At 61.3% G+C, this 11,785-nt stretch carries 15 protein-coding genes; 13 read left to right on the top strand and 2 right to left on the bottom strand.

Going from position 1 to position 11,785, the window contains the following annotated elements:
• The first annotated feature begins 4 nt into the window (after positions 1 to 4).
• From cybH to hypE, 13 genes are all read left to right on the top strand, one after another.
• Positions 5 to 769 (top strand): Ni/Fe-hydrogenase, b-type cytochrome subunit, encoded by a 765-nt coding sequence (gene cybH / locus DL88_RS14790; RefSeq protein WP_084705209.1) that lies wholly within the window; start codon positions 5 to 7, stop codon positions 767 to 769.
• Positions 770 to 919: 150 nt separating this feature from the next.
• Positions 920 to 1,624, top strand: coding sequence for a HyaD/HybD family hydrogenase maturation endopeptidase (locus DL88_RS14785; protein WP_305953023.1), 705 nt, complete (start codon positions 920 to 922; stop codon positions 1,622 to 1,624).
• A complete protein-coding gene (locus tag DL88_RS14780; RefSeq protein WP_034997582.1) occupies positions 1,624 to 1,962 on the top strand; it encodes a HypC/HybG/HupF family hydrogenase formation chaperone in 339 nt (112 codons plus the stop codon). The genes DL88_RS14785 and DL88_RS14780 overlap by 1 nt, the downstream gene beginning before the upstream one ends.
• On the top strand, positions 1,962 to 2,354 hold the full coding sequence (locus DL88_RS14775) for a thioredoxin domain-containing protein (protein WP_034997579.1): 393 nt from the start codon (positions 1,962 to 1,964) through the stop codon (positions 2,352 to 2,354). Before DL88_RS14780 ends, DL88_RS14775 begins: the two co-directional genes overlap by 1 nt.
• 21 nt (positions 2,355 to 2,375) lie before the next feature.
• Positions 2,376 to 3,266, top strand: a complete 891-nt coding sequence (locus tag DL88_RS14770) for a hydrogenase expression/formation protein (protein ID WP_034997574.1) — start codon at positions 2,376 to 2,378, stop codon at positions 3,264 to 3,266.
• Positions 3,263 to 4,132 carry a [NiFe]-hydrogenase assembly chaperone HybE gene (gene hybE, locus DL88_RS14765; RefSeq protein WP_156971127.1) on the top strand — a complete coding sequence of 290 codons (870 nt, stop codon included), beginning with the start codon at positions 3,263 to 3,265 and terminating at the stop codon, positions 4,130 to 4,132. Before DL88_RS14770 ends, hybE begins: the two co-directional genes overlap by 4 nt.
• A complete protein-coding gene (locus tag DL88_RS14760; protein WP_034997571.1) occupies positions 4,129 to 5,148 on the top strand; it encodes a nickel-dependent hydrogenase large subunit in 1,020 nt (339 codons plus the stop codon). Before hybE ends, DL88_RS14760 begins: the two co-directional genes overlap by 4 nt.
• A 4-nt stretch (positions 5,149 to 5,152) precedes the next feature.
• A complete protein-coding gene (hypA, locus tag DL88_RS14755) occupies positions 5,153 to 5,494 on the top strand; it encodes a hydrogenase maturation nickel metallochaperone HypA (RefSeq protein ID WP_034997568.1) in 342 nt (113 codons plus the stop codon).
• Positions 5,494 to 6,432, top strand: coding sequence for a hydrogenase nickel incorporation protein HypB (hypB, locus tag DL88_RS14750; protein ID WP_034997565.1), 939 nt, complete (start codon positions 5,494 to 5,496; stop codon positions 6,430 to 6,432). The genes hypA and hypB overlap by 1 nt, the downstream gene beginning before the upstream one ends.
• Positions 6,433 to 6,457: 25 nt before the next feature.
• Positions 6,458 to 7,963 carry a sigma-54-dependent transcriptional regulator gene (locus DL88_RS14745; protein WP_051956019.1) on the top strand — a complete coding sequence of 502 codons (1,506 nt, stop codon included), beginning with the start codon at positions 6,458 to 6,460 and terminating at the stop codon, positions 7,961 to 7,963.
• 92 nt (positions 7,964 to 8,055) lie between these two features.
• Positions 8,056 to 8,340 (top strand): HypC/HybG/HupF family hydrogenase formation chaperone, encoded by a 285-nt coding sequence (locus DL88_RS14740; RefSeq protein ID WP_034997561.1) that lies wholly within the window; start codon positions 8,056 to 8,058, stop codon positions 8,338 to 8,340.
• A gap of 8 nt (positions 8,341 to 8,348) precedes the next feature.
• The gene (gene hypD, locus DL88_RS14735; protein WP_034997660.1) at positions 8,349 to 9,470 is read left to right on the top strand and encodes a hydrogenase formation protein HypD; all 1,122 of its coding nucleotides are present in this window, start codon (positions 8,349 to 8,351) and stop codon (positions 9,468 to 9,470) included.
• A gap of 2 nt (positions 9,471 to 9,472) precedes the next feature.
• Positions 9,473 to 10,522: a hydrogenase expression/formation protein HypE gene (hypE, locus tag DL88_RS14730; RefSeq protein WP_051956011.1), complete on the top strand. Its 1,050-nt coding sequence runs from the start codon at positions 9,473 to 9,475 to the stop codon at positions 10,520 to 10,522.
• A 5-nt stretch (positions 10,523 to 10,527) separates the two neighbouring features.
• Here hypE and DL88_RS14725 read toward each other — a convergent pair whose 3' ends face one another.
• Positions 10,528 to 11,211, bottom strand: a complete 684-nt coding sequence (locus DL88_RS14725) for a fumarylacetoacetate hydrolase family protein (protein WP_034997559.1) — start codon at positions 11,209 to 11,211, stop codon at positions 10,528 to 10,530.
• A 210-nt stretch (positions 11,212 to 11,421) separates the two neighbouring features.
• Complete coding sequence (locus DL88_RS14720) at positions 11,422 to 11,670, bottom strand: exodeoxyribonuclease VII small subunit (protein ID WP_034997654.1); 249 nt, start codon at positions 11,668 to 11,670, stop codon at positions 11,422 to 11,424.
• Between the last annotated feature and the right edge of the window lie 115 nt (positions 11,671 to 11,785).

The raw sequence follows: 11,785 nt of genomic DNA, 5'->3' as shown, positions 1-11,785 counted from the left end.
CCAGATGGCTGCATCGAAACCGGCACATATGCTCCGCGATGAAGATCTCGTCGGCACCAATCTGGAAGGGCTCAAAGCCGCGCCGCTGCGGGCGCGGAGGGTCACCTCGGTCTATGTCTATGAGGCGCCGGTGCGTCTGTGGCACTGGACCAATGCGGGGGCGATCGTCGTCCTCGCCATCACCGGCTTTCTGATCGGAGCACCGCCCTCCACTTTGGCCGGTGAGGCTTCGGCCCATTTCCAGATGGGCTGGATCCGGTATCTGCATTTCGCGGCTGCCTGGATCTTTGCTGTTGGATTTCTCGGCCGCGTGATCTGGGCCTTTTTCGGCAATATCTATTCGCGCGAATTGTTCTATGTGCCGGTCTGGAAGCTTTCCTTCTGGCGGGAGCTTTGGGAAGAGGTTCTCGTTTACGCCTTCGTCAAGAAATACGCACGTAAGTTCATCGGCCATAATGCGTTGGCGCAGTTGACGATCTTCCTGTGCTTCACCCTCACAGGGTTATTTATGATCGCCACCGGTTTCGCGCTTTATTCGGACGGAACCGGGATCGACAGCTGGGAGGGACGCCTCTTCGGCTGGGTCATGCCTCTTCTCGGCGGCAATCTCGCCACCCATTTCTGGCATCATATCGGAATGTGGGTGATCATTCTGTTCGTGATAATCCATGTCTATACCGTTACGCGGGAAGACATTTCTTCACGGCAGACACTGATTTCCGCCATGATCAATGGCTATCGTAACTTTCGTGACGACAGCCGGGATTGAGGGCCGTCTCCGCGTTCAAAGGCATTCTTTTTCCGCACCCTGTGTAGTTTCATTTATAAATCAACGCGCCCCGGTTTTTGACCGGCGGCGCGTTTTCCTTTATCTGAAAAAGTTCTTGTCAGGTGCGAGCCCGGTTTCGCGCGGAAGGCCGTGCTTTCGAAAGCCTCCTCGCCCTATTTCGGACATAATTCGTTCATGTTTCCTGATCCGCTGACCGATCTAGCGTCAAACGATACGACGATCCTGGTTCTGGGCATCGGCAATATTCTCTGGGCCGATGAGGGTTTTGGGGTCCGGGTCGTCGAATGTCTCGCGCGGGATTATGTCTGGCCTGCTTCCGTGCGGCTGATGGACGGCGGGACGCAAGGTCTGTTTCTGCTTCCCTATCTCGAAAATCTGGCGGGTCTCATCATTGTCGATGCGATCGATTTCGGCCTGCCACCGGCGACCATCCACGAAGTCCATGGCGCGGATGTGCCGGCGACCATCGGTGCCAGAAAGATGAGCCTGCACCAGACCGGCTTTCAGGAAGTTCTCGCCTTGCTTGATTTGCGCGGCTGCTCCCCGCGCCGCCTGTCGCTCGTCGGTGTCCAGCCGGTGACACTCGACGATTATGGCGGGGGCCTGACGCCTGCCGTCGCCGCGCTGGTGGAAAAGGTTGGCCTGCGCGTTCTCGATCTCCTCCGGCAGGATTACGGCCTCGACATCGCCCCGGTCGAGCTGGGTCAGCAACTGCCCGGCCTGATGGCCGAGGCGGTGACACAGGCGGCTTATGAAAGCGGTCGGCCGGATGCCGAGACCGCCTGCCGTCATGGCGACGAACGCCTTCTCGCCCGTTTGAAGGATGCATCCTGATGTGTATCGGCATTCCCATGCGTATCGTTGCGATCGACGGGGAAACTGCGCATTGTGTGTGCGAGGGGCGCGACGAAAGGGTCGATCTCGCGCTGGTGCCGGAGGCGCGGGCAGGAGACGAGATTTTGGTGTTTCAAGGCCTGGCGCGCCAGCTTCTCGATACGCGGCAGGCGGAACAGATCCGGGCGGCTCTGCAGGCTCTGGCGGCGATCGGCAATGGGCCGGGTGTCGGCGATAGCGATGCCGTCGCTGCCGGTTTCGCCGATCTCATCGGGCGCGAACCCAGTTTGCCGCCACATCTCGAAGCCGCGCGCGCCGCCGGCCTGAAGGAGGGTTGATGTCCATCGTGGAAACCACGCCTCTGTTGCTCCGGCTTGTGGAAGAGCGCGGCGTTCCGGTCGTGGAAAGCGGCTTGGCGTCCGGTCTCACTCTTCTCTTTTTGCCGAACCATGAGCGCCAGCATCTGGAAACGGCGGATATTGCCGTCATTCTGCCCGATCTCGTAGGTATCTGCCGCAAGATCCTCGCCGACCGGCTGGTGATCGAACCCGCCATCGCCAGCGCCGCCTTCGAGGCACGGCTCGTCGGTGAAATCGAGGGTCTGACGCTTCCCGCCCTTGTGGTGATGCAGGGGAACCAGCCTGTCGGATCGATTGCGCGCATGCGCGACTGGGCCGATTATCTCGCCCGTTTCGAGGCCATTCTCGCCCCGCTCATCGTGTCCCACTGAGCTGCCGCCACGAGGTCCATCATGCCTGCATCTTTCGCCATGCCTCCTGCCGGTTTTGGCCCCGGTTCGCAGCCGCAGACCGATGAGGACGGGTTGCAATATCTGGCCATGCCGTCCGGCGTGATGACCTATTCGCCGCATTTGCCGGAGGTCGCGGATCCGCTCGCGGCGGGGCGGGCAAGCCAGTTTCTGCGGCAAATATCGGCGGGCGCGGCGGGATGGACGGCAAAGGACTCGATCACCATGGACCTCAGCGTGCTCGATGCGGCGGCGCGGGCCATCGTCGATGATGCCTTGGGTGAGGGGGAAGTCTCGATCCTGATGGAGGATGGCGCGGGCCGGATCGAGGTTCAGGAGACGGTTTTCGCTGGTCTCTGGTTCGTGCGCACACTTCCCGCGACGCCGGGCGTGTCGCCGCGCGAAGAGGTAGAGGTTGCGGCTTTTCCCACTTCTGTCCTGGCGCGGGCTTTCGCGGAGCGGGCGCTGCAAGATGTGACTGCCGCATCGCAGCCGCCGGGTCTCATCAATGCGCCGGCGATCCTGACGGAATTGGCCGAACACAGCACGGCCTGGCAGCCGGGGCAACCGCCGCATAGTATCAATCTCACCCTTTTGCCGCATACGCTGGAAGATCTTGCCTTCATCGATCAGACACTCGGCGAGGGCCGCGTCCGCATCCTTTCTCGCGGTTACGGCAATTGCCGCATCGAGGCGGCGGCGACTCCGCAGGTCTGGCGAGTCCGTTTTTTCAATTCCATGGATACATTGATCCTCGACATGATCGAGGTCGTCGATGTGCCGGAAGTCGCCTGCGCGGCGCCCGAGGATCTTGCAGATTCCGCGTCGCGTCTCGCCGAGATCTGCGATTTGCTCGACGAAGAATCCCGCGTTGCCGGCGAGGCGCATCCATGAGCATGGCGGGCGGCGCAGGAAGGCGGTTCGAGGGGTCCTATCTTGGCGATGCGGCGCGTCTGCCGGCGGATGCCGTGCTTGAATGCAAGATCTGCTGGCATGTTTATGATCCCTCAGTCGGCTGCGAGACATGGCAGATTCCTCCCGGCACCGCCTTCCGGGATCTGCCGGATCATTGGCGCTGTCCGGTGTGCGATGGCGCGCGCGAGCAATTCATGGTGGTTTCCGCCCTCGCGCCACAGGGGGGCACAGGTGCGTCCGCAGCAGCCGTAAATCCCTCCAAGGTGGAGGAACCGCTGGAGCAAGCCGCGCGCGCATGGCCGGTGCGGATGGAAGCTTTGTTCAAGGAGATTCATTCCGGACAGATGCGTGGCCTGCCGTTTCTCAACGAGGCGCTCGCCGTCAAGGCGGTCGGCTTTCGCCCCTATGAAGGCCTTTTGCTTGGTGTCCTGATCACGCCCTGGTTCATGAATCTCATTCTGGCACCAGGGCCGGATCAGGATTGGTCGGCTCTCCCTTCCGGCGGCAAGGAACGGATTTCCTTTCCGTCCGGTGTCTATGAATTTACTTATGTGAACCGCGCGCAGGACAATCGCGGCAAGACCGGGCTCGATCTTGCGCCTTACAAGGCCTGTTCTTTATTTTCTCCCATGGCCGAATTCTCCACAATGGTGCAGGCGGTCGAAACCGCAGAGGCGGTCTTGACGGTGCTGTTCGATGCTTCGCTGTGTCCGCCACAGCGGGAGGCAGCACGGCCGCAAGGGGTGACAGAGCAGGAGGGGGAAGCGCAATCCCGGCCCGAGGATCCCGATCGGCGCAGCCTTTTGTTCGGGCGTCCGCAGAAGCCCACGGAAGATCTGGAATGATCGGCACTTTGACGATCATTCCGCCGGAAGAGGGAACACACTGGCGCATCGTGCCGCGTGAGACGGCGGATGCGGCACAGCTCTGCCTCGGCCTGACAGCGGAAGAGGTCGTGCGCCGAGTCTCCAGTGTGTTCAGCCTGTGCGGCGCCGCCCATGCGGAAGCAGCCTCCGTCGCGCTCGGGCTCAAAGCGCCGCTGCCTATGCCCTCACCTTCGATGCGGCGAGAAATTCTTCGGGATCATGCGCTCGCGCTGTTGCTGGACCTGCCACCTATTCTCGGCATGGCACCGGCGCGGGACGCGCTTGCAGCGCTTCTGCGTTTGGAGCGGCAGGAACCCGACGTTGCCGCGGCGCGGCGTCTCCTGACCGGAACAGAGGCCGATATTGGCGCTTTCACGCGCTCCGATCTGGACCTTTGGCTGGCGGATGCGCAAAAGCCTGAAGGGCCTGTTGTGGCGCGCGCGCTTGCCCATATCAGGCGGGAGATTGATCCCGGCTTCGGGCGCGCGGAACTGCCGCCGCTCGGGGCCGATGATATTCACGCTGCTTTGATACCGGACGCGCGATCATCGCATCCCAACGCCCCCGCGCGCTGCGAGGCGACGATCCTTGGCGATCTTGCGACACGCCCCCTGATGCAGGACCTTTTGCGGAGCGAGGGGGCGAGCCTGTTCGTGCGGCTCCTGGCGCGGCTGCTGGATCTTCTCGATTGCCTTTGTCCTTCCGATGATACGGGCAGAGGCTATCGGCTTCCATCCATTGGCAAAGGCATTGGGCTCGCGCGGGCGGCGCGTGGCCTTCTGGTCCATCAGGCCGAAATCCTCAAGGGACGGATCGCCGCCTACAGGATCCTTTCGCCGACTTTCTGGAATCTGCAGCCGCTGGGCCTGCTCGAACGGATGTTCGTGAGCCTGCCCGCCGGTTGCAATCGCTTCATGCTGGCGCAATTGGTCGTAACCTGCGTCAACCCTTGTGTTCCTGTTACCTTTGTCCCCGTCACAGTCGCGCGAGGCTAGGGACATGCACGAACTCTCCCTTTGCGAAAGCGTGGTGGATGTGATCCTCGAAAATGCGCGCTTGCATGATTTTCGTCAGGTGCGCCGGGTGAGATTGAGCATAGGCCGTTTCGCCGGGGTCGAGACGGCGGCCCTGCGGTTCAGTTTTGATGTCGTTGTGCGTGGCACTTTGGTCGAAGGGGCGGAGCTCGATCTCGTGGACGAACCGGGCACAGCCTGGTGTTTCGATTGCGGTGAGACCGTGACTCTGGCGGACCGTCTGGATCCATGCCCGCGTTGCGGTGGAACGCGGCTGCATCCGAACGGGGGAATGGATGTGGCGATCAAGGATCTGGAGGTAGTCTGATGTGCACGACATGCGGATGCGGCGCGGGCGAGACGCGGATCAACGGCAGTGCCGGGCATGATCACCATGCCCATGATCACGGCGAAAGCCATGCGCACGGCCATGATCATGCAAACGATCATGCCCATACCCATGATCACACACATGGCCCCTCATCCGGGCAGGTTGGTGACGTTCTCGATTATGGCGCGGGTCCCGCGCGGGCGCATGCGCCGGGCCTCAGCCAGGCGCGCATGATTGAGATCGAACAGAATATCCTGTCCAAAAACAATGGCCTCGCCTCCACAAACCGCACGCGTCTGCGCCGTGAGGGTGTGCTGGCGCTCAATCTTCTTGCAGGTCCAGGCGCCGGCAAGACGACGCTTCTCGTTGAGACCTTGCGCCGGCTTGGCGGTGCGCTTCCCGCCGCCGTGATCGAGGGCGATCAGGAGACCAGCAATGATGCCGAGCGGATCCGCGCGACCGGCGTGCCGGCGATCCAGATCAACACCGGCAAGGGCTGTCATCTCGACGCGCATATGGTTGGCCATGCGCTCGATCATCTCTCCCTTACCATGGGTGGTCTGCTCTTCATCGAGAATGTTGGGAATCTCGTCTGCCCGGCGGCTTTCGATCTCGGCGAGCGGCGGCGCGTCACTTTGCTCTCGGTGACCGAGGGCGAGGACAAGCCGCTCAAATATCCGGATATTTTCCAGGATGCCGATCTCGTTCTGCTGACCAAGGCGGATCTGCTGCCGCATCTCGATGTCGATCTTGCGCTTCTGCGTGCCAATGTGGAGCGGATCGCGCCCAAGGCGGCCGTCATTGAACTCTCGACGCGCTCGGGCGGGGGCATGGAGCAATGGCTCGATTGGCTGCGTGCCGAGCGCCGTTCGTTGTTGCAGGAACTTGCTGGAGAGGCCGAGTCCCGCGCGGCGTCTCTGCGCGCGGCGGAATAGAATGACGACGGGACGGGACCTGGGGATGGATCTGCCTTCCATCCTGATCGTCGAGGCCGAGCGCGCAGGCGCTGATATGATGGCGCAAATTCTCGGCGAGGAATTCGATGTGCATGTTGCGGCGAGTGGCGAGATGGCCTTCGCAATCCTCAACACGCAATGGATACAGGCGGTCTTCTGCAATCAGCAGCTTCCCGATGATAGCGGAGTCACAATTCTCGCGGAGGTGCGCTGGCGATGGCCGGACATCGTGCGGCTTCTCCTGACCGAATATACAGAACCGCATGCAATGGTTGCGGCGATCGACGAGGCCGGCATCTATCACTACATTCAAAAGCCGTGGCATCCCGATCAGCTCATGCTCGCGGCGCGCAATGCGACGCGCCTGTTTGCTATGCAGCGCGAACATGACAGGCTCAAGCTGGAATTGCGGCTGGCGCGGCCCGCTGCCGAGAAGCGGATCCTGTTCGAACGCGCCTTCGAACGCGATCACGCCCATTTCGAGAAGCTCGTGCGTCGGCAGGACAGCCCGCTGAATGAAATCTGCCGTCAGGCCGCGAAGGCTGCGACTTTTGATATTCCGGTCCTCATCCAGGGTGAAACCGGTACCGGCAAGGAATTGCTGGCGCAGGCTATTCATTATGCGAGCCAAAGGTCGCTCGGACCATTCCTCGCCGTTAATTGTGGTGCGATACCGGATACGCTGCTCGAATCCGAATTGTTCGGCCACAGAAAGGGGTCTTTTACAGGCGCCCATGCCAACCGGCGCGGCCTTCTGGAAGAAGCTGACGGCGGCACTTTGCTGCTCGATGAGATCGGCGATATTTCTCCGGCCTTTCAGGTCAAGCTCCTGCGCTTCCTACAGGAGGGCGAAATTCGCGCGGTTGGTGCCAACGAGGCGAAAAAGGTCAATGTGCGGATCCTTTCCGCCACCCATCGGGATTTGCATGCCGAGGTGCAGGAAGGCCGTTTCCGCGAGGATCTCTATTACCGCCTCGCCGCCATGACATTATGGATGCCGCCCCTGCGACAGCGGCGCGGCGATATCGGCGTCCTTGCCGATCACCTTCTCGATACGCTGTCCGCGCAACACGGACGCCATGTGCACGGGTTCACGCAGGAAGCCCTTGATTGCCTCTCGGCCTATGACTGGCCCGGCAATATCCGCGAATTGCAGAATGAAATTCTGCGCATGCTCGTGCTGACGGAACATGACCGGCTCGGCGCCGATCTGTTGTCGCCGGGCGTCCTGCACCGTGTGGCGGCGGCACGCGGGCGGGACGATGCGAATAGCGCCTTGGGCTCGCTGGCGGCTCAAAGAGACATGGATATGATTTCACTCCAATCCGAGGGCCCCTTGCAGGCGCGGATCGAACGGATCGAGGCACGCATTCTTTTGGAAACGATCGTGCGATGCCGTTGGAACAAGAGCCGTGCGGCGAAGGAACTCGGCCTCTCTCGCGTCGGGTTGCGGGCCAAACTGGATCGCTATGGCATCGCGCCCGATGCCGAGCGGGAGACGATCCAATAGAGCATCGCTTGAGGCGATGCGGGCTATTTTGCGAAGGCGCCGGAATTCCGAAACGGGGATTGTCGTGCGCTTCGGGATGATGGGAGAACCCGATGTGTCTTGGAATTCCCGGCCGGGTTTCAGCCGTTCTCGATGAAGCCAATGGGCTGGTCGAGGTCGAGGTTTCCGGTGTCCGCCGTGCCGTCGATGCCGTCTGCGTGGCCGATCCGGATGCGCCGCTCTCCGCCCTGATCGGAACCTGGGTGCTTGTGCATGTGGGTTTTGCCATGAGCCGGATCGACGAGGCCGAGGCGATGAACACTCTGCGCCTTCTGGCCGAAATCGGCGAACTCGATGCCGAGGTCTCCGCCATGCAGGGTATGGAGACGCGCGCATGAATGGCACATTGCGTTTCATCGACGAGTTTCGCGATCCCGCTTTGGCCGAAAATCTGTTTGCGGAAATCGCCGTAACGGCTGCGCGGATCGCCGCCGGCCGCGACCGTCCCGTCACCATTATGGAGGTCTGCGGCGGCCATACGCATACGATTTTTCGCTATGCGCTCGAAGCCCGTATGCCGGAGACGATCCAATTCGCGCATGGGCCGGGTTGCCCTGTTTGCGTTCTGCCGCGTGGCCGTGTCGATGATGCGATCGCCATTGCCCGCCATAAGGAAGTGATCTTCACGACATTCGGCGATGCCATGCGGGTGCCGGGGGCGCAGGGCAGTCTCATTCAGGCGCGCGCGGCGGGTGCCGATATCCGCCTTGTCTATTCACCGCTTGACGCACTGGCGCTTGCAAAGGCCAATCCGGACAGAGAAGTGGTGTTTTTCGCGCTGGGTTTTGAGACGACCATGCCCTCGACAGCGCTCACAATCCTGCGGGCAGCGCGGAGCAATATCAAGAATTTCTCTCTGCTCTGCCATCACATCACAATCATTCCGACCTTGCGGGCTTTGCTGGAACAGCCGGATTTTCCAGTGGATGGTTTCATCGGTCCGGGCCATGTGGCCATGGTCATCGGCACAAGGCCGTTTCAGTTCCTGCCCGAGGAATTCGGCCAGCCTCTCGTTGTCTCCGGTTTCGAACCGCTCGACATTCTGCAATCGCTCCTGATGGTCCTGCGGCAGATTGAGACAGGCAAGCCGCAGGTCGAAAATCAATACAGACGTGTCGTTCCCGAAGACGGCAATAAAGCAGCCATGGCGGCGGTGGCGGAAGTGTATGAGACGCGGCCCGAATGCGAATGGCGCGGGCTTGGGACCATCGCTGAATCCGGCGTGCGCCTCGCCCCGGCGTGGGAGGTCTATGACGCAGAAAAGCGTTTCGATCTGACATTGCACCAGGCGCCGGATCCGGAAGGCTGCCGCTGTAATGATGTACTTGTCGGCCGCATACGCCCGTGGGATTGCGCCGCCTTCGGCACAATTTGCACACCGGAAAATCCGCTCGGCGCACTCATGGTGTCTTCCGAAGGGGCTTGCGCGGCCTATTATCAATATCAAGGCATGAAAAGAGCAGGGTGACGATGAATGATCCCATTGCCGGTATCGGATCCGGCGGACGCGTCACGCTGGCGCATGGCGGCGGCACGGCGATGCGCGATCTCATCGAACGTCTGTTTCTTGCCTCCTTCCATCCGCAGGGTTTTCCCGTGCAGGAGGATCAGGCGCGTTTCGATCTCGCGGCTCTTGCCGGTCACGGTGATCGTCTTGCCTTCACCACCGATAGTTTCGTCGTCGAGCCGCTGGAATTTGCCGGCGGCGATATCGGCAAGCTTGCTGTCTGCGGGACGCTGAATGATCTGGCTGTTGGCGGGGCACGGCCGGTCGCGCTCTCGGCGGCTTTCATCATCGAGGAAGGGCTGGAACTCGAGACTTTGCGCCGTATCGTGACGTCGATGGCCTCGCAAGCCGCTGCGGCCGGGGTTTCAATCGTTACCGGCGATACGAAAGTAGTACCGCGTGGTGCCTGCGACCGATTATTCATCACCACGACTGGTATCGGTGTCATTGCGGAAGCGCATCATGTCAGCATTGCCGCCGCGCGCCCGGGTGACGTGATCCTTGTCAATGGCCCTTTGGGCGATCATGGCGCGGCGATCCTGTGTGCGCGCGGAGATCTCGCGCTCGGTGTCAGCATCGAAAGCGATTGTGCGCCGCTGCATGATCTCGCCGCGACCTTGCTTGCGGCCGTGCCGCAGGTTCGTGCGATGAGGGATGCGACGCGCGGCGGTCTTGCCGGTGTCCTCACCGAACTTGCCGAGGCGAGCAGGGTCGCGGTGACGATTGAGGAAAAGGCTCTGCCGTTGCGGCCGGAAGTGGCCGGCCTGTGCGAAATTCTCGGCCTCGATCCGCTTTATCTCGCCAATGAGGGGAAACTTGTCGCCGTTGTGCCGCAGGAGGCCGCCGAAGTGGCTTTGGCGGCGCTACGGGCGCATCCCCTTGGAGCGGGGGCCGCGATCATCGGCAGGGTCGCTGATGCGGGCAGAGCAGGGGATGTCACTCTGCTTAACCGGTTCGGCGGGCATCGTGCCGTGACCATGCCCGCCGGAGAACAATTGCCGCGTATCTGCTGAAAGGATCAGCCGATCTCGATAATCAGCGGTTCGAGGCCGGAAATCGTCGCCTCGATCTTGTCACCCTTGACGACGGGGCCGACACCCGCCGGGGTGCCGGTGAAAATCAGGTCGCCCGGCATGATCTCGACCTGTTTCGACAGATAATGCACGATATGCGGCACATCCCAGATCATTTCGGAGACGTCGGCGTTCTGCCGCAGCTCGCCATTGACCTTGAGCTGGATTTTGCCCTTTGTGATGATGCCCGTATACATTTCCGGGCTGATCGAGGAGCAGGGCGCCGAGAAATCGAAAGCCTTGGACATTTCCCACGGCCGGCCCTTGGCCTTGAGTTCGCGCTGCACGTCGCGCTTCGTCATGTCGAGGCCGACGGCATAGCCGAAGATCATGTCATTGACCTTTTCCGGCGGAATGTCCTTGCCGCCCATATTGAGCGCGACGACGAGTTCGACCTCATGCTGCAGATCATTGGTGCCCGGCGGATAGGGCATGGTCTCGCCATTCTGCAAAATCGCCGCCGGCGGCTTCATGAAGAAGAAGGGCTCCTCATCTCCTCCAGCACCCATTTCCTTGGCGTGATCGCGGTAATTCTGGCCGACACAGAAAATGCGGCGGACGGGGAACGGCCGTGTCGACATGGAGAGAAGCGAGACGATCTCGGCTTCGGCGAAGGCGTAATCACCCATGGGGTTTGACCTCGACGTGAATTTTGCCGGGCTCGCTCCGGCGGATTAATACCAAGGCTCATTGAGCGGGCGTCATTGAGATTTGGCCCCCGCGAGTGCGGAGCGGCGGCTTTCCGCCGGATCTCATTGGCCACGATCAGTGTGTGATCAATGAGTCTCGATCTAAGGCAAAGCAAGCGCCTTGCCACGGGGAGAGGATTGACTTTGCCGCTATTCCACATCCAGCGGTTCGGTTCCACTGGGGCGGCCATCAGCGCCAAAGGTGATCTTCTCGATGCGCTGCTCGGCGCTTTTGAGCAGGGCCTCGCAATGTTTCTTCAAGGCTTCGCCGCGCTCGTAGATGCGGATCGATTCCTCGAGCGGCACCGCTCCCCTTTCGAGTTCGTCGACGATTTTCTCGAGTTCGGCCATGGCGCGCTCGAAGGGCAGGGCGGCAATATCGGCATTGGCTTCGGACAAGGAGAGGTTTCTCCGTTTGGGGGCTGATTCCAAATCCCGATGCGCATCATTCATCAAGATTTGCCCCCGCGATTGCGGGGTGATGGTTTCTTGCCGGACCTCGTTGTCACGGCAA

This window comes from Beijerinckia mobilis (assembly GCF_000745425.1).
GTDB classification, from domain to species: domain Bacteria; phylum Pseudomonadota; class Alphaproteobacteria; order Rhizobiales; family Beijerinckiaceae; genus Beijerinckia; species Beijerinckia mobilis.
The sequence above is the reverse complement of the archived record's forward strand: the minus strand, read 5'-3'. Positions and strand labels throughout refer to the sequence as shown.

Bases quoted from the DNA above. Each gene is read 5' to 3' on its own strand.
- DL88_RS14740 (WP_034997561.1), top strand. From the start codon at position 8,056: ATGTGTCTTGGAATTCCCGGCCGGGTTTCAGCCGTTCTCGATGAAGCC.
- DL88_RS14770 (WP_034997574.1), top strand. From the start codon at position 2,376: ATGCCTGCATCTTTCGCCATGCCTCCTGCCGGTTTTGGCCCCGGTTCG.
- cybH (WP_084705209.1), top strand. From the start codon at position 5: ATGGCTGCATCGAAACCGGCACATATGCTCCGCGATGAAGATCTCGTC.
- DL88_RS14780 (WP_034997582.1), top strand. From the start codon at position 1,624: ATGTGTATCGGCATTCCCATGCGTATCGTTGCGATCGACGGGGAAACT.
- DL88_RS14760 (WP_034997571.1), top strand. From the start codon at position 4,129: ATGATCGGCACTTTGACGATCATTCCGCCGGAAGAGGGAACACACTGG.
- hypB (WP_034997565.1), top strand. From the start codon at position 5,494: ATGTGCACGACATGCGGATGCGGCGCGGGCGAGACGCGGATCAACGGC.
- DL88_RS14775 (WP_034997579.1), top strand. From the start codon at position 1,962: ATGTCCATCGTGGAAACCACGCCTCTGTTGCTCCGGCTTGTGGAAGAG.
- DL88_RS14725 (WP_034997559.1), bottom strand. From the start codon at position 11,211: ATGGGTGATTACGCCTTCGCCGAAGCCGAGATCGTCTCGCTTCTCTCC.
- hypA (WP_034997568.1), top strand. From the start codon at position 5,153: ATGCACGAACTCTCCCTTTGCGAAAGCGTGGTGGATGTGATCCTCGAA.
- hypE (WP_051956011.1), top strand. From the start codon at position 9,473: ATGAATGATCCCATTGCCGGTATCGGATCCGGCGGACGCGTCACGCTG.
- hybE (WP_156971127.1), top strand. From the start codon at position 3,263: ATGAGCATGGCGGGCGGCGCAGGAAGGCGGTTCGAGGGGTCCTATCTT.
- DL88_RS14745 (WP_051956019.1), top strand. From the start codon at position 6,458: ATGGATCTGCCTTCCATCCTGATCGTCGAGGCCGAGCGCGCAGGCGCT.